Raw genomic sequence first — 20,308 nt, forward strand, 5'->3', positions numbered from 1 at the left:
TGGAGAAATAAAATTTCGAGTTATGCATAGTTCATCCTACCAATCGAAGATGATATCTTTAAAGAATTATGGAATTGACCATGATAATTTTCATTATCAGGAATCGCCTCAAGCACTACAGAAGGCTACTATCGACCTTGGCATGGGAGCGGAGACCAAAAATGGTACCCTTGCCGTCAATACGGGGGAATTTACGGGTAGGTCTCCACAAGACCGTTTTATCGTAAAAGATGCTATTACCAAGGATAGAATCTGGTGGGGTTCGGTAAACATTCCCTTTGAACCGGAAAAGTTTACGGCGTTGTATGACAAGGTTATTGCTTATTTGAACACAAAGGAACTTTTCGTGAGGGACTGCTATGCCTGTGCGGACCCGGAGTATAAACTCAATATCAGGGTCATAAACGAATACCCTTGGTCCAACATGTTCGCCTATAATATGTTTTTACGGCCAACCGACGAGGAATTGGAGAATTTCAGTCCGGAATGGACGGTTATAAACGCACCTGGCTTCATGGCCAATGCCGAAGAAGATGGAACAAGGCAACACAATTTCGCCATACTGAACTTTACTGAAAAAATCGCCCTAATTGGTGGCACAGGCTATACCGGCGAGATAAAAAAAGGAATTTTTTCGGCGCTCAATTTTATATTGCCTGTATTTAAGGAAACCTTGCCCATGCATTGTTCTTCCAATGTGGGGGAAGACGGGGATACCGCGATATTCTTCGGGTTGTCAGGGACCGGGAAGACAACCTTGTCCACAGACCCCAATAGGAAATTGATCGGCGATGATGAGCACGGCTGGACCAGCAGAAATACAGTGTTCAATTTTGAGGGAGGGTGTTATGCCAAGGTCATCAACCTTTCCCAAGAACAGGAACCCGAAATCTACAAAGCCATAAAACCTGGAGCTATTCTTGAAAATGTGATTTTGGACAAGGACGGCAATGTGGATTATGCGGATACCTCCATAACACAAAATACCCGGGTAAGTTATCCTATTTACCATATAGATAACATTCAGCAGCCTTCCATTGGGAAAAATGTAAAGAACATTTTCTTTTTAACGGCCGATGCCTTTGGGGTGTTGCCTCCAATATCCAAACTGACCCCTGCTCAAGCCGCATATCATTTTATTTCTGGATATACGGCCAAGGTTGCCGGCACGGAAGCCGGGGTCGTTGAGCCACAACCATCCTTTTCGGCCTGTTTTGGAGCACCTTTTATGCCCTTGCATCCCACAAAATATGCGGAGATGTTGAGCAAGAAAATGAAGGAGACAGGGGTGGCCGTATGGTTGGTGAATACGGGGTGGACCGGCGGCCCTTATGGTGTTGGTACCCGTATGAAGTTAAAGTACACCCGTGCCATGATCAGTGCGGCACTCAATGGCGATCTAGGGTTGTACTCCTATGATACCTACCACATTCATTCCGTTTTTGGGGTGGCACAACCTAGGGAATGCCCCGGAGTGCCTACCAGTGTGTTGAGTCCAAGGGCGACTTGGAACAATGACGAAAAATATTACACCACGGCCTTTAAGCTTTCCAATGCCTTTAGGGAAAACTTTAAAAAGTTTGAAAAATATGCCAATGAGGAAATTAGACGTGGTGGACCGCAACGGTACGCTTTTTAGAAGCACCATTAAACATGAAAAAAGGCCCTGCATTTTGCAGGGCCTTTTTGTTATAGATTCAGAAGCAACTCTTATTTGTTTGCGTTCGTAATATATTTTTGAAGTGCCATGGTCATGGACGGTGTCTCTGGAGTGGGTGCCTTTATGTCAATTCTAAGTCCGGCACCAGTAGCAGCTTCTACGGTAGAATTACCAAAAACCGCTATTCTAGTATCGTTCTGCTTAAAATCCGGAAAGTTATGTAACAGGGATTCAATACCGGATGGACTAAAGAATACCAAAATATCATAATATACATCCCTTAAATCGGATAGATCACTTATGACCGTTTTGTAGAAAATACCCCGTTTCCAGCTTATATCGAGCGCGTTTAAGGTCTCGGGAACCTCGGGTTTAAGAACATCAGAGGATGGTAACAGGAACTTTTCATCCTTGTATTTTTTGATCATCGGGGACAAATCGGAAAACAAGCGTTTGCCCACATAAATCTTTCTTTTTCTATATACCACGTACTTCTGAAGATAGTATGCCACAGCCTCGGACTGACAAAAGTATTTCATCGTATCCGGCACCTTGAAACGCATCTCCTCCGCAATTCGAAAGAAATGGTCTACCGCATTCCTGCTTGTAAGAATAATGGCGGTGAAATCCTTTAGGTCGATTTTCTGTTGACGGACACCTTTGGCATCTACTCCTTCCACATGAATAAAGGGTCTAAAATCGACCTTTACTTTTTCCTTGTCGATGAGCCTGGAATAGGGAGAATTTTCCATTTTTGGCTCGGGCTGAGAGACCAAAATTGTTTTTACTTTCATAGGTTACACTATTTTAGAAAGCTTCCCAATATGATTAGGGGTGCAATTTCGAGTGCGCAAAGGTACAAAATAAAATAGAAAAAGTAGGAACTAATGTATTTTTGATGAATCCTAATCACTGAAACCCAGCCTATAATATTAATTAGCAGAAAGAGCCCAAACGCTGCCAAAACAACGGTAATCGAGTTAATAAATACAAAAGTCAAAAAAATATTGGCCAGAAAAAGAACAATACTGCTGTAATTCAAATAGGACGTTTTTTTGAACAGTAGTTCATTAATGGTAGCGTAGGATCCAAAAATGAAACCGTTCCCCAGTTGTAGGAACATCTTTATAAGCACAAAAAGAAAAAGGAATCCAATGATCGCCAAAAAAGTGACATTGGACACGGATATTTCCGGACTTGCATAACTTTTCCATGCTAGAAAGGCGAACAGCGAGATATTGATGATCTGGAAAACGGTGAGTAGTATATGGAACCAATTGAAAAGCTTCTCCTTTTTGTTGTACATGATGATGTACTTGTTGTTGAAGGGAAGAATGATAAAATTCAAAAATCTGGCATAGAATATTTTTTTGGCAATAGCGACCAACAGGAGACTGCCAAACAAAATGAGGGTAATCCAGTCTAAGTTTTCGGTAAACCTGTTAATTGGCTCCATTAATTTACGGGAATTGGTTTTGAATTCAAGCCCGGATACAATCCGTTTTCCGAAATCACGATTCTAATATAACCTACTTTTTCGGTATCGTACTGAGGTATTTCCACTAAAAAATGGGTTGTGTCCTTTTTGGTTAGGAAGGGCAGGTTTTCCTCCACGGGCTTCGGGGCAATCCGTTTTAGGCCCAAGGTATTTTTATAGGGACTCAAATAGGCTACAGAAAATTTAAGTTTGGACAGTTCAATGTCAAAATTGTAGGGATTGAATACCTGTAGATGATAATCGGAACCATCCAAGGAAACAGTTTCCTCCTTCAGTGTGCATTCAAGTTTTCTGTAGGAGTCGAAATCCGAAATATACTTGCCTTTATAAACCCAGCCATCAGGCTTGGTGTAGGAAAAGGTGTTGTCATTGATATATTTGGAAAGATAAGCCACTTTTTTCCCCCGTACCCGTTCTTCCGAGGTATCAATGGAATATTGGTTTTTCCGGTACATCACATTGTTCAGGGAGAAGGTAGGTATTCCTCCCGAATAAAATTCGTACATGGGTGCGTTACGATAAGAATTCTCAAAAACCACGGGAATTTCCCCAACCTCCTCGCGAATTCCATCGACCCAGGTCTTGTTGCCATGACTTTCGTAATGGAAATCAAAAAGTAAAGGTTGGTAAATGAGTCCGGCTCGTAAATAAAGAATCAGGAAAGCGTTGATGATGCCCAAGCGAACCATCCATTTGAGGACCTGTTTATGTTCCAACATGAAATTATATACGATGACCACCAGGGGAATGCAGATAATAATGATCCATTGGGTCTGTACCCTTCTGTTGAAGCTGGAAATAAAGAAAAACAGGATTACGCCATATGTCAAGAACAAGAGCGCCCTATTGAACAAGTCCTTGCCCTTGGTTTTTAATAAGGCATAATAAATAAGCGGGAAAGTAAGCCCAAACAGTGCAATCAGGTTTACAAAGAAGCCCAGCGTATATTTCTCGAACTGATAGGCATCGTTGGGTCGTTCATAAAGATGGTATTTGATACTGACAAAATCATTTTCATACAGCCAGTAAAAATGTGGGGCATAACAGAGTAAGGCAACCAAAACGCTAAGCCAGGCATACTTGCTCTTAACAAGGTTTAGGTTGGATAGCAACACAAAAACGATGACCAGGACGGCGTGGTATTTACTGTACATCAAGGCCGCCATAAATATACCCAATAGGATAGCAGTAGAGTATTTCGGGTCTTTTAGGAAATGCTTATACGTAAGTAGAAAACAGGAGGTAAAAAACAGCAATGGAGTATCCGGAAGGGTAAAAAATCCATAGGCATTCAATAGGGTCATAGAAAAGACCAAAACAAAGAAATGGGGTATGTAGCGATTCTTTTCCTTTCTATCGATTAATAACCAGAGGACCAACAGGTTTAGGGAGGAAATAATACAGCTCATAAAGCGAACCCCAAGTTCCCCGTTAAAAAACAGACTGCTGATTTTTACAAGCAGGGCCACCATAGGTGGATGGTCAAAATAGCCCCAGGCCATATGCTGGCTAAAGTACCAATAATAGGCCTCATCGAAGATTAACTCCGTAAATACGGATTGTATAAGGTTGAGAACAAAAAATGCCGTAAGAAAATAATAGAATTGCCTTGGAATTTTTTCGAACATGGGCGGACTTTAAGACCGTAAAATTACAAATTCCGATGGTTTTCGTTTTGACTCTTTGATTTTAGTACAGGACAAATAATTGTTCCAAAGATGTAAGATGTAGAAAGACAGATTTTTTAGGAATTAGACCTGACAGGTTTTCAAAACCTTTCAGGTCTTGATAATCACTTATTTTTGTTGAAACACATAACTTTCGCCATGTACATAACTCTTTGATTTAAAACGATTCCGCTAGGTACTTAAACTATAGTTTTGGTTTCTGCACTTGCGGAAATGACATTCAGAATAAAATCCCCTAGCCAAGCTTCCACGAAATCTTTTGGATTAAAACACTACTTTTGTGCCCATATAGTATGCCGATGTCCAACAGTGTTGTAATCATTCCTACTTACAATGAAATTGAGAATATTGACGCGATAATCAATGCTGTTTTTGAATTGCCAAAAGACTTCCATGTTCTTATTGTAGATGACAACTCGCCCGATGGTACTGCGCAACGTGTACGGGAATTACAGAAACAGTTTAAGGATAAGCTGTTTTTGGAAGTTAGGCAGGAGAAATCGGGGTTGGGAACTGCCTATATCCATGGATTTAAATGGGCCATCGGCAAAAAATATGATTATATATTTGAAATGGATGCCGATTTCTCACATAATCCTACAGACCTATTGCGATTGCTCAAGGCATGTGAAAAGGGAGCGGACGTATCGGTCGGGTCCAGATATAAAAAAGGAGTGAACGTGGTCAACTGGCCGTTGTATAGGATTTTGTTGTCCTACGGGGCGTCCTTTTATGTAAAAATGATTACGGGTATGCGGGTGCATGATCCAACGGCGGGGTTTGTTTGCTATAAAAGGTATGTTTTGGAGAATATCGATTTGGATTCCGTTCGTTTTGTGGGTTATGCATTTCAGATAGAAATGAAGTTCAGGGCCTACCTGAAGAATTATAAAATAGACGAGGTTTCCATTATCTTTAAGGATAGGGTAAAAGGGAAATCCAAAATGAGTTCATCCATAATTAGCGAAGCTATCTGGGGTGTATTTGTGATGAAACTCCGAAGCCTTTTCCAAAAAAATAGATTTTAAAATGGGTAAGACATTGTTAAAGAACGCGAATGTCGTAAATGAAGGTGTCATTGAGGAACTAGACCTTCTTTTGGAAGGGGATTATATTTCCCGAATTTCCAAGGATATATCCGATGCGGATGCGACGGTCATCGATTTGGAGGGGAAATACATACTACCGGGAATCATAGACGACCAAGTACATTTTAGGGAACCGGGCCTTACGCACAAGGGCACTATTGCATCTGAGAGTAGGGCGGCCGTGGCCGGGGGAATCACCACCTTTATGGAGCAGCCCAATACCAACCCACAGACCACAACGATTACCAAACTGGAGGAAAAACATGCTATGGCAAAGGAGACTTCTTATGCCAATTATTCTTTTTTGTTTGGGGGAACCAACGATAATCTGGAGGAGTTAAAACGTTTGGACAAAAATGCCTGTTCTGGAATCAAGTTGTTTTTGGGTTCCTCTACAGGGAATATGTTAGTGGATGATGAATTGGTCATAGAAAGTATTTTCAGCAATACGGAAATGGTCATTTCCGTGCATTGCGAGGATGAAACGACCATCCGGCAGAATTTGGAAGCATATAAGGAAAAATATGGCGAGGATATCCCAATCCAATACCATCCGCTGATCAGAAGTGAGGAAGCCTGTTATATTTCTTCTTCCAAAGCGATTTCCTTGGCCAAAAAAACAGGTGCAAGACTGCACGTTTTCCATCTTTCAACGGGGAAGGAAATGGATTTGTTCAAAAACGATATTCCATTGGAGGAAAAGAAAATTACGGCCGAGGTCTGCATCCATCACCTTTGGTTTTCAGACGCGGATTATTTGGACAAGGGAACGTTGATAAAATGGAATCCTGCGGTGAAGACCGCCCAGGATCGGGATATCCTTTGGAAAGCTTTGCTGGATGACAGGATCGATGTGATAGCAACGGATCATGCTCCGCATTTACTATCGGAAAAGGAAAACCCTTACACGAGTGCTCCCAGTGGTGGTCCTTTGGTACAACATGCGTTACCCGCTATGTTGGAAAAATATTTGGAAGGTGTTATCAGTTTGGAAAAAATCGTAGAAAAAATGTGCCACAATCCGGCCAAATTGTTCGATTTAGACAAAAGGGGCTATATCAAGGAAGGATATTTTGCCGATTTGGCCGTGGTTTCCCTAAACGACCCATGGCAGGTCTCCAAGGAGAATATCGTGTACAAGTGTGGCTGGTCACCGTTTGAAGGAAATTCGTTCAAGGCCCGTGTCACACATACTTTTGTAAACGGACATTTGGCGTATGAAAACGGAAAACTATCGGATAAAAGAAATGCTAAAAGACTCACCTTCAATAGATAAAACGAGCATTAATAATTTATAAACCCATGAAATGAGCCATAACAAGTCTTGATATCCACCTTGATGGTTATTGGCTAATTGCATCTGACCTTTTAATAATATTAAATATAAACAGATGAAAAGTTTTAAGAAGGTCCTATTCATATGGTTGGTTTTAGCTGCTTGCGGTGAAAAACTTATAGAAAAACCAGAAAACCTTATTCCAAAGGATAAGATGGTCATGATTTTACAGGAGATGGCATTGATAAATGCCGCCAAGGGCGTGAATTTGGGTATTTTAAAGGATAACGGTGTGGAGCCTACCACCTATGTTTTTGAAAAGTTTGGGATAGATAGCGCACAATTTGTGATAAGTGACCGATACTATGCCTCCCTGCCAACAGAGTATGAGGCCATCTACACCGAAGTGGAAGCTTCGTTGGAAGCCAAAAGAATCGCCCTCGAACAGGAAAAGAAAATAACCGATAGTCTGAAACTTCTTGAAAACAAGCGAAGTAAGGAAGGGGTTCTGGACAGTTTGAAAACAAAACCCGCTGCTGTCAAGGACAGTCTTCCATAAACTTTTTGGAAGCAAATACGATGGATTCTTCTAGCGGTTCAAATTCGTAGTGAAGCACCGTCCTTACTTTCTCGCTCGAATAACTTTCAGGATGTAAGAGGGAATAGATTGCATTTTTGGTAATGGTCCTTGGTTTTCCAGTGAACAGGGTTTTGAGGAAGTCAAAATACCTGCCAATCTCCAACTGCCATTTTTTGAGTTCTTTCCCGGGTGGTTTTTTACCTAGGGCAGTGGCTATGGAGGTCATTATTTCTTTGTAGGTACGATTTTCCGCTACAAGGATAAATCGTTCATTTTTAATAGTGCTCTCCATGAGACGCGTCATAACGGAAACAACATCGGATACCGATACAAATCCCGTTCCTCCCGGTGGGTAATAGGAATAGGCCTTTTTTACCGTGGTAAACAACTTTCCACTGCCGCTATTCCAAAATCCCGAACCTATGATCACCCCAGGATTTACGATTACCACGTCCAGGTTTTCTTGGGAACCCCGCCACACCTCCATTTCAGCCGAATATTTGGTAAGGGCGTAGACGTTCGTGTGCAATTCGTTCCAATCATTGCTCTCAGTAGCTTCCTTGCCCGCAATGCTTCTACCAATGGTTCCAATGGTACTTACATGACAGAGTTTTTTTATTTTATGGTGAACGCACAGGTTGACAATGTTCGCCGTTCCCTCTACATTCACTTTGCGTAATCTTTTATAATCATTTGGGTCAAATGAAATAAGTGCTGCAGCGTGGTATACCTGTTCAATGTCCAAAAAGGCCGATTCCAAGGAGGGTACATCGAGAATATCTCCCTGTACCCATTCTATCTGATTAAAAATGGTTTCTGGAGTTTCTTCATAATAGGAGAAGACTTTTTTAACGTCCCCCAGTTTTTCTTTGGACCTGTAAATAGCGCGGACTTTTACCTTAGACAGCACCAATCTTAAAAGTAAGTGGGATCCCACCAAGCCTGTACCTCCGGTAACTAAAACCATATTCCATGTGTTTATAGCAATGTCAATCAGTTGATATTTAAACAATTACTTTTGCTTAAGCATCTTGGATTGTACTGCCAAATCCCTCTATGACGTTTCAAATGTAGGAAATAGACTTGGATAAATTCCTCCCTAGATAGGTATGATCAACGGCGTATTTCCTTTTATATTTGCAAAGAATTAAAATGAAATAGTTTCAAATGGCTTTAAACTTTGTAAAAGAGCTGGAATGGAGAGGAATGTTGCATGATGCAATGCCTGGAACGGAAGAGTACCTTATGGAGGGAATGCAATCTGCTTATGTGGGGATAGACCCAACGGCAGACTCCTTGCACATCGGTCATTTGGTTAGTGTTATGATGCTGAGACACTTTCAATTGGCAGGACATAAACCTATTGCCCTAGTAGGAGGTGCAACCGGTATGATCGGGGATCCTTCCGGTAAATCCTCAGAGCGTAACCTGTTGGACGAAGCTACGCTCAGACATAATCAGGAAGCCTTAAAAAACCAACTTTCCAGATTTCTGGATTTTGAAAGCGATGCCGATAATGCCGCTGTCTTGGTGAATAATTACGACTGGATGAAGGATTTTTCATTTTTGGATTTTATCCGGGACGTAGGCAAGCACATTACCGTAAACTACATGATGGCAAAGGACTCGGTTAAAAAGCGACTTTCTGCCGAAGCTAAGGAAGGGATGTCCTTTACGGAATTCACCTATCAACTTGTACAGGGGTACGATTTCCTCCATCTTTTTAGGACCCATAATTGCACCCTACAAATGGGCGGTAGCGATCAGTGGGGCAATATAACAACGGGCACGGAATTGATTCGTAAAATTGGCGGAGCAAAGGGCTATGCCCTTACCTGTCCTTTAATAACCAAGGCCGATGGCACCAAATTTGGAAAGACCGAAAGCGGAAACGTCTGGTTGGATGCAGAGCGGACCTCCCCGTATAAATTTTATCAATACTGGCTCAATACCTCCGATGCCGATGCGGAAAAATACATCAAGATTTTCACCTTTCTTTCAAAGCAGGAAATCGAGCATCTAGTCGCGGAGCATTCGCAGGCCCCCCATTTAAGGTTGTTACAAAAGAAATTGGCAGAGGAAATTACTGAAATGGTCCATTCCAAAGAAGATTTGGAAAACGCGATAAAGGCCAGTGACATTCTTTTTGGTAAGTCCACATCCCAAGACCTCAAAGCGTTGAACGAAAAAACCTTCTTGGATATTTTTGAAGGGGTTCCACAGGCCCAGGTTCCCATGGCCTCTTTGGAAGGCGGTTTGGATATGATCGCGGCCCTGTCCGCACAGACCGGGTTTTTAGGGTCCAACGGAGAAGCTAGGCGCGAATTGAAACAGAATTCCATTTCCGTAAACAAGGAAAAGGTGCAGGAGGACTATTTGATTGGAAGGGAAGATCTTATCAACGGAAAGTTTGTGCTGCTTCAGCGCGGCAAGAAGAATTATTTTGTACTTACGGTAACGGAATAGGCAACCTTTGCAGCATTTCGTCATCTACTGAAAAAATGGTTTTTATGAAACGATTTTTAGGGTTGGTGATTTTGGTTTTTCTGATTTCCTGTGAGTCGGACAACGATACTATTATTCAAGATACCGGTTTGAACGGAGAATGGATATTACAGGAAGTGAGTTGTTTCTGCGCGTTTGATGCCAATGTTGATTTTTCGGAAACAAGGCTGATTTTTGATACCGATGCCAACACTCTTACCGTCATTAATGAGGGTACCGATCGGTTTTTCAAGGAATCGGGGGAATACCGGTATGGCGGTCAGAACAATATTCTAGATTTTACCGATAATACCAGCTATCAATTTGAGATCGACGGGAACCAATTGACTTTAATCTACTTGGACAACCCTCAGATTGCGGATGATGAGGTGGTCTATTCCTTTAGAAGGCCGTAATAATTGGTCGTACTAGTTTTGAACAAGCTCAGGTATGCCTTTGTTTTCTTTTTTGTACGTATTTACAAATGTTTCTTTTACCCTTTTTGATTTTAAGAAGTAAGGTATCCATATTGCTGCGGATAGTATGGACTTAATAATATCCGAGGCTCCGGTGGGGTCAGGTAAACCTGTTTGGTTCATTACAAATGATTCTACGATGGTGAGTACCAAGTTGGTCCCATAAAAAAAGATCATGAACTTTGGAGCACTGGTTCTTTTGTTGAAAAATAGAATAATGGCTAGTATGGTAAATACCAAAAAGAACACATTATATACTATTTCAAAACCTAAATAAATTGTTAGGAATTGGGCATTTTCATATCCGCCCAACTCAAAACCCTGCCATATACCAGCTGAAAAATATTCTGAAGAGAAGATCTGGTAAATGAGAACGAAGGGAGTAATTACCAGCCCAATTGTAGGTAATACCAACCAACCACCAATACTTCTGGGGTTTTCCAAGTTATTGGATTCAGGTTCTGGATTGTAGTCCTTATATAACTTTACTCCTACAAGTCCACTTATAACAAGACTTAACAAGGCCAATAGAATTGATAACCAACTATATTTAGAACTACCTTCCATTGAAGAATAGGTAAGTTGTAGACCTAAATTATCATTTATCTTTTCATGTTCCGCCAAAAAAGTCTTGAGTTGATCGGCAGGAATTATTTCACTTTTTAGTTCATAATCATATTTAATAGTTACCATTCTGCCCAGTTGATCGGTGGTTTTATGGAATGAAAACAACTCGTTTTCAATTTTTATATCATCCACATCAACGGGCCAAACTTCTGGCATTGTTATTCGTGTCGTTTGGGAAAAGGAGTAGGGAAGCCCTGCATAATAGGGCATGGTTCTTTGCGCGGATGCCCCATAATTTATAAGGTTTTCCAAAACTAAAGAATAGGAGTTAAAATAAAGTATGCCACTATCTTCATCCGTTTCCCAAGGAGTTTCAATGGTATAGGATTCATTGGTGGTCAAGATGTTCTCCCAAGGTCTGGAATCATCCTTAAATTTTACAGGTTCCAATGCTGAGATACTGGGATATAAATTACTATAGTAGGTTAGATATTCCTGTCCAATACTTTCAAGGGTGTTGTTCTTGAAATAAGATCGCATATAATCAGATTTATTGCCTGAGTATTCGGTTTTAATCGAAAAATCTGCTTTTCCTCCAATGGAATCTATCTCTATGTCCTCGATTATGGTTAATCGTGATTTTATGGACTCGGGTATCTGTTTTAATCCATTTGAGCCTTTTCTTAAAATAAGGCCTTTATAGTAATTTGGCGTCCATAAATGGTATAAATCCCCTCCTTGATTGGTAATGGTTGGGTCTACAAAATATTCCCTATCGCCAAATTCGAAGTATACAATACAATGATTAAATAAATTATGGCTTGGGGCCATGGCATCCAAGTTTTTATTCGACTCGGTATTGACCAACATAGGATAGGCTGGCACACCTTCGTTTTGTAGCAGTGTCGAAAGAAGTAGGGATTTGTCCTTGCAATCACCGTACCTATTCTCCAAAACCTTTTTTGGTGTATTAGGCTTGTATGCCCCAATACCGGACTCAAAGCCCAAATATCTAACATCGTCCTGAACAAACCGTATCGTTTTGGTTATAAATTCTTCTTTTGAGTCGACTTCTTTTTCCCACAATACCGGTGATTTTATATCCCCAGGCGACATTTCGTAATGTGGCAAGAGCAAATCAGTCACTTCTGACCAATCGTTAAACGTTGAGACGGATACTCTTTTCTGTGTATTCAACCAGTATGGAGTATTTGAATCATATCTTACATAGTTTGGCTTGTCAATATTCCATATATATGCTTTGCCAAATGCCGTGTTTTCAATTGTAGGGGATTCTGCATCGTTTAATAGATTGTAGGTAAGGGGATTTTTTTCGTTGGTAATGAGCTTATGATATATTTTGCCAACTGGCAAGGTGAATTCCTGGTATAGTACGCTGGAATAGTTTCCCTTGTTTATAGGGTTAAATCCCTTGATGGAATATGAAAATTCGACGATGTCTCCTGTTCTAACGTCGCTCAGATTGATGACTGCCGTATTTGAACCGTCATAAAGTGATCGCTCAAGGTTTGTTTCTCGTTGAAATGTATTGATTTTGGATTCACTTAATTTTTCAATCGTCTTATCTGCCCGTTTTATTTGGGCCATATGGAATGAAATGGATTGAAAGGCAGGGTCATAGGTTGCAGTTATATCCGATGCATCTTGAATGCCTTCTGAATTTAAAACCTTTAAGACGTAATGCACATATTGTTCTTTTGTTTCAAGATTGTCTTGATAGTCTATCAGTAGATAAGCAATGCCGCCTTCTTCTATAACACTGTTGTTCAAATCGGTACTGATAGGGGTTACCCAATCTGGAATTGCGAATTTTTGTACCCTTTGGGCAGTACTCAAATAAGATATGCTAACAAAAAGAAATAAAAGCTTAAAACGGCGCATTGGTAGGAAGTTTGTAGATAAATTATGTAAGAAATGTCCGAAATATAACGACTTATACCATTTAATCGTATTTATAATCGATTATTGGACTTGTTTTGGGATTAAAAACGATTTCTACAAATCTTCTAATTCAGCACTCTTCACATTCCCTTAACGCAACCCATTGTGATTTGTAGTATCTTAAGGAAGAATTAGTTAACCCCTGGTAGTTGTGCAAAAGCGATTTTTGTTTTTAATAACGATTCTGCTTATTTCGGCAGGATGCACTAACGATGACTTAGTCCTTAAGGACAGAGATTTGCAATTTTCAAGTCAGAAGTGGAGATTGGTTCAAATGACAGGGAGTTTTGTTAATTCAACAACTGTGGGCGATGCTATGGATTGGCAGGAATACTATATTTTCAATCCAGATGGTTCATTTATTAAAAGCAGGGAGCGCGATGGGGCCGTTTTGGAAGCTACAGGAACCTTTGAGATGGTCGAGTACGATAATGATGATGCTGATTATCTAGAGCTACTTTTCGAGACAGGAGGGGAGTTGGCAGGCGGTTGTTATGGATTTGGTAGGGAAACCTTACAATATGTTAACGAGGATAGGCTTCAAAGTTCATGGATGGCATGTGACGGACCTGGTCTCTTCTATGAAAAGGAAGACCATTAAAGCGCCATCAAATTACACCCTCTGATATCCGAATGGTCAAAACGCCCCAGAACTTCAAATTTTCCGCTTTCATTTAATTTTCCCAAATCCTGGGTCGCAATAAAGGAGCAGGAGTTCACATTGGCTAGATCGATTACATTGACGCCTCCGGTCTTTCCTATGGGTAGTAAGGAAAAAGGGTCTTCTGTATCCCTAACTAAAATTTTCATCCAAGGGGGACATTCAAATAGGCTATCACCTAGGGAGTAGGCTTGTGAGAGGAGTTCCGTCATACCGTATTCGGAATGAATATGTTGTACACCAAACCCCCGTTTTAGTTGTTCGTGCAGTTCCTTACGTATCAATTCCTTTCTACGTCCCTTCATGCCGCCTGTCTCCATCACGATGGTATGTTCTAATTCTAATTTAAACGCATCGGCAAAATCCAAAAGAGCAAAGGAAACACCAATTAAAAGGGTCTTTTGTTTTTGGGCTTCCAGTTCCTTAAGGACGGATGCCAATTTAGACAGGTCATTGAGAAAAAATCCGCTAAAGGGATGTTTACTTTTATCGATTAAATCGTTCACCATGTAAATCAGGGAAGAACCATCGCGCTCTAAATAGGAGGGCAGCAGGGCCAAAACACAATAATTTTCAATAGGCCCGTAGAAGTTTTCAAAGCCTTTTAGGTAGCTCTGTTCGTACAGGTTGAGGTCCGTAACATAGTGCTTACTTGCAACGGAGCCCGTGGTTCCGCTACTGGTAAAAATGATTTCTTCATTGTCCAAAGTACTAACAACCTTGTGTTTCTTGAAGAATTGAATGGGTAGAAATGGAATTTCGGTAAGCGTTTTAATTCGCTCAGGTTCTATATTTAGATAATCGCAGAACCTTTGGTAAACCTGATTATTTTGATACTGAAACTGAAATATTTCCAAACATTTGGCTTCAAATTCGGTCTTGGATGAAATATCAAAAATACCTTTTGGGACCATGGAATATTCTATTCCCCGTAAAGGTAAAGAACCTTGAAGAATGTATCTTAAAAAGTAGGGTAAATCGGGTTTAAAAACGGTTACTTTACCACCAATTTCCTATTGATCGTTTTTTTGTTTTCGGTTACTTGGATAACATAAACGCCAGGAGAAAGTCTGGAGATATCCAAGGTCTTGTTCGAGATACGATCGGTCAAAACCAACTCACCAAAGACATCATAGATTCGTATTTCCTTGGTGTCGTTGTTCTCCGTGGTCACATAAACCATGTCTGCCGTTGCAGGGTTGGGATATAGTTTAAAACCGGAGATTTCCTCATTCTTTAAATTTCGAAAATCAATTGTGTCCTGGCCATAAATCGTAAAGGAAAACCCCATTAAAAGGATAAAGTAGATTTTTTTCATTGGGCATCGATTTGGGATCAACACCCTAAAGTTACTTCAATCCGCTAGGTTCAATATAAAAATGTTGTAAACGATACTATTTTGTATGTCAATAAAATAGCACTTGCAATACATCGGATTTTTTATACCGATTATCGACAAGAAATAAATAAGATATAAGAGTAAAACTTACTTGACGATAAGCTTTCTGGTGGCCATTTTGTCCTTTTCAAATACGCGTAGAACGTATACTCCGGCATCCATATCGTTTAGGGAGAGTTCCTTGCCTAGAATGGTCGTTTTTAGGATCAATGTTCCAAAAACATCGTAAATAAAAATTTCCTTAGGACTATTGTTGGCCGTTGTAATATAGACCTTACCATTCGTAACCGGATTTGGATACATGCTAAAACCTTCTATATCCCCTTGGTTTTTTGGACTTTGTCCAAAACCAACAGCACAAAAAAGAAAGAAAATAACAAGGTAAAGTTGCTTCATATATAGCAGGTTACAAATGCTATGCCACAAATATAGGAATTATAGCCTCTGGACGTCAATAGGATAGGACTCTTTCTTTAAATTTTTCGATGAAATGCAAAAAGCCCGTCCGCGAATGGTTCGGGACGGGCTTTTTTATATTTTTTATTCGGTTTTAAAATTGATAGCTATACCCCAATGAGATGGCCTGACCTGGATATCTTGATGAAAATAGCCTATCCGTAGCACCAAAGGATTGGTACACACTTTCAATCTTGTCATTTAGCACGTTTTCAAAACGAAGGGTCAGTTTGCTGTTTTTCTCCTCGCCAAACTCTTTGCTCAAATTGAATTTAAGATTGTGAAAGGGCAGGGTAAATACATCTGGAATATCCCCATTTCCTACAATTTCCAAGGTTTTCCCTTGAACGTTATAGACTAGGCCACCTTGCCATCCATTGTCATTGTTGTCATAGTTGAATCCAACGTTTAACAGAAAGGGTGATTGGCCTTGCAATGTTCTATAATCCTTAAATTCCTCGCCTTCCCTCAAGTTGTCCCTTCTTGCCTCCTCCTCATCTTCACTAAAGGACTGACGAGACTCAATGACGGAGACATTGGCATTGAAGGAAAAATTTTGCCAACCAGGTATAAAGTCCATACTTCTTCTAAACTCAAGCTCACCACCAAAAACTACAGCGTCACCTAGGTTTAAAGGTATGAACTGGCCTCTTGCCTCACGGATAAAGGATAGTTCAATAGGGTCATCAAAGGTTTTTGCGAAAGCACTTGCGGCAAAGAAATTGGTCCTTTCACCATAGGCTTCAAATCGTAAATCAAAGTTATTTATATAGGTAGGCTGGATATTGATATTTCCAATAAAAAAGGTACTGGAAACAGGATCAAAAATCTGGGCATTGGAAGCTTCCTTGAAAGAAGGTCTTGCCGTGGTGCTGCTGAAGGAAGCCCTAAATTTCCTGCTTGCCTCTTCGTTAAGGTCGTAGATAAGGTTGGCTGATGGAAAGAAATCCGCCTTGTCCAAAAGGTTTACATTGTCAAAAACCTCACCATCCTGATTTATACCGGTATAATAAAGGTCGAACTTTTCAAAACGTACGCCCAGTATGGCGTTCAGTCTTTCCGATAGTTTAAATTCATCACCAATATATCCGGCGGCTACGGACATTTCGGAGTCAAAGGAATCCGAAACATTGGAATCCCTTCGCACGAAAGTTCCTTCGCCAGTACTTGGGTCATAGATATTTTCAGGAGCCAATACCTGGTCAGCATCGCCGCCAAATCCTAGGCTGAAGTTACCACGTCTTGATTGTACAGGGTGTGAAAACTGATCTACTACAAACTCCCGTTGTTTCAAAGTGTAGGCTCCCCCAAACTTTAATTTTGCTTCCCTGCCAAAAAATTGATGTCTCCTTGTAAAATCCAGTTTTCCGGCAATGTTTATCTCCTCTAAATCCCTCCAAATCCTGCTGGGGTCTCCAGATTCACTAGGCGAAATGATAAAATTTTCGGCATCTGGGTCAAACCTGAACGGTGTTGTTCTAAGGTCCTTGTCGTATACTTTAGAAATGGTTGGTGACAATTTCCATGAGACCTTCCAAGAGCCATCCTCGTTGGAGTGTTCCCCGTTCAACAATGCATTGGTGATAGAGCGTTGGGTATAGGTCAACACATCCTTAAAAATGATATTGGAATTTACACTAAAGTTTTCTTGCCTAAGGTATCCGGCACTGGACTCACCATTTTGAATGTGAAGTACGTTCAATTTATATTTTGAAGTCCGGCCTTTAAAAGATACCCCTGCAAGTCCGCTTATCAAAACATTGTTGACACCCAAATCCCCGGACTGGGTTCTATCGTCGATCAGTTCCAAAACGGAGGGGTCTTGATCTTGTTTACGAAAGACCTGACCGTTGACTATGTTCTCGTAAAACTCCGTATTGTTTCTATAGGATAGGGATGCCAAATAGCCAATTTTTTTGGTGCCATCCTCGTTGGCATTGTATTGGTTTCCAGCCGTAAGGCCAAAACTGAAATCCATACCGCTTTGCTCCTGTAGGGCCTTTAAGTTGGAGTCGAACAATTGCGTTGTAATTCTTGCAACCTGTCCATTTTGCTGAGGTAAAAGGGTTTCAAAATTTTGAGAAATGGGCAAATCCCGCTTTCCTCCATCATAGCCTAATGGGTCTGAAACACTGCCGTCATAAGTCAAATAATTGTCCTTAAAATGCATGGAAGAATTATACCCAAGACCTGTGGAAACGCTGTACTCGGCCCTTGAAGGGAAATCTTTGGTCACAATATCCACAACACCTCCCGTAAAGTCGGCCGGTTGGTCTGCCGTTGCGGATTTTACCACAATGATGTTGTCCAGGATATTGGTAGGGAAAATATCCAATTGAAGTGTGTTCCTATCGGGATCCAAACCGGGTACGTCCACACCATTTAGAATCGACTTTGTGTATCGGTCACCTAAACCCCTAACATAGACAAATTTTCCTCCCTGTACGGATACACCGGGCACGGCCTTGATGGCACTGGCGATGTCTCCCGCCCCTGATTTTTTAATACTTTGAATGGACAGACCATCCAAAAGGGCTACCGAGTTCTTTTGTAGATTAAGTACGGAAGCCTCCGTGTTTTTGGAAACCGTAGTGGTTACCACCACTTCGTCCAATGCGTTTGGCAGTGGGTTCAAGGTAACATCGATTATTTCTTCCGCACCTTGGGCGATGACTACCTCGGAGATTTCCTTGGTCTCATATCCTAAAAACGAAAACACTACGGTATACGTGCCTGGCTCTAGCTCCAAAGCGTATTTTCCATCAAAATCCGAGGTCGTTCCTTTGGTAGTGCCTTTTATGGTAATATTCGCAAAAGGCAATACGTCATTAAATTCACCATCCATCACTGTTCCCGAAATAATGCCTTCTTGTGCAAGAATGGACTGTATGGAAAATGCGGCAAGTAGAACTAAAAGCGATTTAATTTTCATGTGAGTTGAGTTATAACGGGTATTCTTATAGAAATTAAGTTGCTCGCCTTACCAAAATCGTAAGACGAGCAACTGTTTAATTAAAAGTATATATATACTTGATTTTATGTATTTGTTAGAAGCCTAAACTTGCTTTGGCATTGGAGTATGTCCAAGCAAAAGCAGAAGTATCCGCTCCGGTTGTCCCCTCAGCTACAGCCGATGAGAATGTAGCGGCATCCGCTTCAAATGTGGTACTATCCGTTGTATCATTGAAGATTTCAGCAGAGGTAGCTACACCTGTTGGCAATACGATTTCCCAATTGGTGAAAACTAAAGTTCCTGCCGTGTAGTTGGCGGCAACACCCGCATTGTCCAATTCTACATCTGATAGCTGCAGGTCTGTTCCAATACCGGTAAAACCTGTAACCAAGATATTGCTGTTTGTACCTTGTGCATTGGAACGGAAGTCCGCGATCTCACCACCGGTCGCATTGTCATCAAGACCAACCAAAGTAGCATTTGTAAGGGTATAAGCACCTTGTAAAGAACCTTCTGGGCCATCTATTTCCAAAGCATGATCGGAAATACCTCCCTGAACGACCATGGCGTTATCGATAGTACCGGAATAGGCTTGGTCAATGTCCAGACCGTCATCGCCTTGTGCCCAAACGAACAGGTTAGTAGCGTTTACAGTACCACCAAAGAATTCGATGCCGTCATCCACATTTCCAACAACTTCGATATTATCGACTGTAGTTCCTGAACCAACGGCTCCCAGAGTAAGACCATTGATTTCATTTCCTTCCCCGATCAAGGCACCGCCATGACGAATAGAGATGTATTGAAGCGTACCGGAATTATCGGCTGGATCAGTACCGCCATATAAACCTTTGTCACCATCCGTATCTGTTGGGATACCTTCAATTTGCGCTGCAACGGCATCACCGTCAAAAGAAGCGGGAGCGTTACCTAAAACGATTAATCCGCCCCAAAGACCTCTATCATTTTCGGTTAAGTTAGTACCTGCAGTTTCGCCGTAAGCGATGTTGTCTGACGCAGATGTAAAAATAATTGGAGCGTTTGCAGTACCTACCGCTTCAATCTTACTTCCTCTGGTTACGATAAGCGCGGATGCGTTTACACCGGAACCTGCGTTTGCTTTGATGATAACACCAGCTTCAATAGTTAAGGTAGCACCGTTGGTAACGAATACCCTACCATCCAAATTATAAAGATTATCGGCACTCCAAGTAGTATCTTCGGTAATATCGCTATCTACTACAACAGTTTGTCCAACTGGGTCGGTAGCACCATTATCGGTTGGGTCACAAACATCACCTATACCATCACCATCAGAATCGGCCTGGTCTGGATTCGCTGTTCCTGGACAGTTGTCCACATCGTTGTTTACACCATCATTGTCAAAATCCTCATCTGTAATAACAACTGGATCAACAGGACCGTCATCGTCGCTACAGGCAACAAAGGCGAATGAAAAACATATAAGGGAAAGACCCAATAGCTTTTTCATAGAATTTACGTTTTTAATTTTCATAATAGTTTAATTTGATTTACGCCGCAAAGAACGATAGGGGTTGT

General features: G+C 41.1%; 17 protein-coding genes. 7 read left to right on the forward strand and 10 right to left on the reverse strand.

The window, feature by feature from the left end; genetic code table 11:
- Positions 1–22: 22 nt before the first annotated feature.
- Positions 23–1,639, forward strand: coding sequence for a phosphoenolpyruvate carboxykinase (ATP) (gene pckA / locus FEK29_RS03270; protein ID WP_138256953.1), 1,617 nt, complete (start codon positions 23–25; stop codon positions 1,637–1,639).
- A 71-nt stretch (positions 1,640–1,710) separates the two neighbouring features.
- Here pckA and FEK29_RS03275 read toward each other — a convergent pair whose 3' ends face one another.
- Genes FEK29_RS03275 through FEK29_RS03285 form a run of 3 tightly spaced genes read right to left on the reverse strand, consistent with a single transcriptional unit; the run spans position 1,711 to position 4,786 of the window.
- On the reverse strand, positions 1,711–2,454 hold the full coding sequence (locus FEK29_RS03275; protein ID WP_138256954.1) for a uroporphyrinogen-III synthase: 744 nt from the start codon (positions 2,452–2,454) through the stop codon (positions 1,711–1,713).
- 8 nt (positions 2,455–2,462) lie between these two features.
- Positions 2,463–3,116 (reverse strand): DUF4271 domain-containing protein, encoded by a 654-nt coding sequence (locus tag FEK29_RS03280; RefSeq protein ID WP_138256955.1) that lies wholly within the window; start codon positions 3,114–3,116, stop codon positions 2,463–2,465.
- The gene (locus tag FEK29_RS03285; protein WP_138256956.1) at positions 3,116–4,786 is read right to left on the reverse strand and encodes an ArnT family glycosyltransferase; all 1,671 of its coding nucleotides are present in this window, start codon (positions 4,784–4,786) and stop codon (positions 3,116–3,118) included. Before FEK29_RS03285 ends, FEK29_RS03280 begins: the two co-directional genes overlap by 1 nt.
- A gap of 359 nt (positions 4,787–5,145) precedes the next feature.
- Between FEK29_RS03285 and FEK29_RS03290 the strand changes: the two genes are divergently transcribed.
- The 3 genes from FEK29_RS03290 (at position 5,146) to FEK29_RS03300 (ending at position 7,769) form a co-directional block, all read left to right on the forward strand.
- Positions 5,146–5,874, forward strand: coding sequence for a polyprenol monophosphomannose synthase (locus FEK29_RS03290; RefSeq protein WP_138256957.1), 729 nt, complete (start codon positions 5,146–5,148; stop codon positions 5,872–5,874).
- A 1-nt stretch (position 5,875) separates the two neighbouring features.
- Positions 5,876–7,210, forward strand: coding sequence for a dihydroorotase (locus FEK29_RS03295; RefSeq protein ID WP_138256958.1), 1,335 nt, complete (start codon positions 5,876–5,878; stop codon positions 7,208–7,210).
- A gap of 115 nt (positions 7,211–7,325) precedes the next feature.
- Positions 7,326–7,769, forward strand: coding sequence for a DUF4296 domain-containing protein (locus tag FEK29_RS03300; RefSeq protein ID WP_138256959.1), 444 nt, complete (start codon positions 7,326–7,328; stop codon positions 7,767–7,769).
- Here FEK29_RS03300 and FEK29_RS03305 read toward each other — a convergent pair.
- Entirely contained in the window at positions 7,750–8,757 is a 1,008-nt protein-coding gene (locus FEK29_RS03305; RefSeq protein ID WP_138256960.1) for an NAD-dependent epimerase/dehydratase family protein, read from the reverse strand. The two genes, FEK29_RS03300 and FEK29_RS03305, sit on opposite strands and share 20 nt — an antisense overlap.
- 200 nt (positions 8,758–8,957) lie before the next feature.
- On the opposite strand from FEK29_RS03305, the gene tyrS reads away from it, so the two are divergent.
- Positions 8,958–10,256: a tyrosine--tRNA ligase gene (tyrS, locus tag FEK29_RS03310; protein WP_138256961.1), complete on the forward strand. Its 1,299-nt coding sequence runs from the start codon at positions 8,958–8,960 to the stop codon at positions 10,254–10,256.
- 44 nt (positions 10,257–10,300) lie between these two features.
- Positions 10,301–10,690 carry a hypothetical protein gene (locus FEK29_RS03315; protein WP_138256962.1) on the forward strand — a complete coding sequence of 130 codons (390 nt, stop codon included), beginning with the start codon at positions 10,301–10,303 and terminating at the stop codon, positions 10,688–10,690.
- Between the two features lie 12 nt (positions 10,691–10,702).
- Here the strand turns inward: FEK29_RS03315 and FEK29_RS03320 are convergent, their stop codons facing one another.
- Positions 10,703–13,219 (reverse strand): DUF3857 domain-containing protein, encoded by a 2,517-nt coding sequence (locus tag FEK29_RS03320; RefSeq protein ID WP_138256963.1) that lies wholly within the window; start codon positions 13,217–13,219, stop codon positions 10,703–10,705.
- 211 nt (positions 13,220–13,430) lie between these two features.
- Between FEK29_RS03320 and FEK29_RS03325 the strand changes: the two genes are divergently transcribed.
- The gene (locus FEK29_RS03325) at positions 13,431–13,880 is read left to right on the forward strand and encodes a hypothetical protein (protein ID WP_138256964.1); all 450 of its coding nucleotides are present in this window, start codon (positions 13,431–13,433) and stop codon (positions 13,878–13,880) included.
- On the opposite strand, the gene FEK29_RS03330 is transcribed toward FEK29_RS03325, so the two are convergent.
- The 5 genes from FEK29_RS03330 to FEK29_RS03350 all read right to left on the reverse strand — a co-directional run bounded on the left by FEK29_RS03330 (position 13,877) and on the right by FEK29_RS03350 (position 20,240).
- The gene (locus tag FEK29_RS03330) at positions 13,877–14,854 is read right to left on the reverse strand and encodes a LuxE/PaaK family acyltransferase (protein ID WP_138256965.1); all 978 of its coding nucleotides are present in this window, start codon (positions 14,852–14,854) and stop codon (positions 13,877–13,879) included. The genes FEK29_RS03325 and FEK29_RS03330 overlap by 4 nt on opposite strands.
- An 80-nt stretch (positions 14,855–14,934) precedes the next feature.
- A complete protein-coding gene (locus FEK29_RS03335; protein WP_138256966.1) occupies positions 14,935–15,258 on the reverse strand; it encodes a T9SS type A sorting domain-containing protein in 324 nt (107 codons plus the stop codon).
- 168 nt (positions 15,259–15,426) lie between these two features.
- The gene (locus tag FEK29_RS03340; RefSeq protein ID WP_138256967.1) at positions 15,427–15,735 is read right to left on the reverse strand and encodes a T9SS type A sorting domain-containing protein; all 309 of its coding nucleotides are present in this window, start codon (positions 15,733–15,735) and stop codon (positions 15,427–15,429) included.
- 154 nt (positions 15,736–15,889) lie between these two features.
- Entirely contained in the window at positions 15,890–18,727 is a 2,838-nt protein-coding gene (locus FEK29_RS03345) for a TonB-dependent receptor (RefSeq protein ID WP_138256968.1), read from the reverse strand.
- A 115-nt stretch (positions 18,728–18,842) separates the two neighbouring features.
- Positions 18,843–20,240 (reverse strand): thrombospondin type 3 repeat-containing protein, encoded by a 1,398-nt coding sequence (locus tag FEK29_RS03350; protein WP_161595305.1) that lies wholly within the window; start codon positions 20,238–20,240, stop codon positions 18,843–18,845.
- Between the last annotated feature and the right edge of the window lie 68 nt (positions 20,241–20,308).

The sequence above is a fragment of the Maribacter aurantiacus genome (genome assembly GCF_005780245.1).
In the GTDB taxonomy this organism is placed as follows: Bacteria; Bacteroidota; Bacteroidia; order Flavobacteriales; family Flavobacteriaceae; genus Maribacter; species Maribacter flavus.

Excerpts from the sequence above, each read along its gene's own strand:
- FEK29_RS03280 (WP_138256955.1), bottom strand. The coding sequence starts at position 3,116 with ATGGAGCCAATTAACAGGTTTACCGAAAACTTAGACTGGATTACCCTC.
- FEK29_RS03345 (WP_138256968.1), bottom strand. The coding sequence starts at position 18,727 with ATGAAAATTAAATCGCTTTTAGTTCTACTTGCCGCATTTTCCATACAG.
- FEK29_RS03300 (WP_138256959.1), top strand. The coding sequence starts at position 7,326 with ATGAAAAGTTTTAAGAAGGTCCTATTCATATGGTTGGTTTTAGCTGCT.
- FEK29_RS03305 (WP_138256960.1), bottom strand. The coding sequence starts at position 8,757 with ATGGTTTTAGTTACCGGAGGTACAGGCTTGGTGGGATCCCACTTACTT.
- FEK29_RS03335 (WP_138256966.1), bottom strand. The coding sequence starts at position 15,258 with ATGAAAAAAATCTACTTTATCCTTTTAATGGGGTTTTCCTTTACGATT.
- FEK29_RS03290 (WP_138256957.1), top strand. The coding sequence starts at position 5,146 with ATGTCCAACAGTGTTGTAATCATTCCTACTTACAATGAAATTGAGAAT.
- FEK29_RS03350 (WP_161595305.1), bottom strand. The coding sequence starts at position 20,240 with ATGAAAAAGCTATTGGGTCTTTCCCTTATATGTTTTTCATTCGCCTTT.
- FEK29_RS03315 (WP_138256962.1), top strand. The coding sequence starts at position 10,301 with ATGAAACGATTTTTAGGGTTGGTGATTTTGGTTTTTCTGATTTCCTGT.
- FEK29_RS03320 (WP_138256963.1), bottom strand. The coding sequence starts at position 13,219 with ATGCGCCGTTTTAAGCTTTTATTTCTTTTTGTTAGCATATCTTATTTG.
- FEK29_RS03340 (WP_138256967.1), bottom strand. The coding sequence starts at position 15,735 with ATGAAGCAACTTTACCTTGTTATTTTCTTTCTTTTTTGTGCTGTTGGT.
- FEK29_RS03285 (WP_138256956.1), bottom strand. The coding sequence starts at position 4,786 with ATGTTCGAAAAAATTCCAAGGCAATTCTATTATTTTCTTACGGCATTT.
- tyrS (WP_138256961.1), top strand. The coding sequence starts at position 8,958 with ATGGCTTTAAACTTTGTAAAAGAGCTGGAATGGAGAGGAATGTTGCAT.
- FEK29_RS03275 (WP_138256954.1), bottom strand. The coding sequence starts at position 2,454 with ATGAAAGTAAAAACAATTTTGGTCTCTCAGCCCGAGCCAAAAATGGAA.
- FEK29_RS03295 (WP_138256958.1), top strand. The coding sequence starts at position 5,876 with ATGGGTAAGACATTGTTAAAGAACGCGAATGTCGTAAATGAAGGTGTC.
- pckA (WP_138256953.1), top strand. The coding sequence starts at position 23 with ATGCATAGTTCATCCTACCAATCGAAGATGATATCTTTAAAGAATTAT.
- FEK29_RS03330 (WP_138256965.1), bottom strand. The coding sequence starts at position 14,854 with ATGGTCCCAAAAGGTATTTTTGATATTTCATCCAAGACCGAATTTGAA.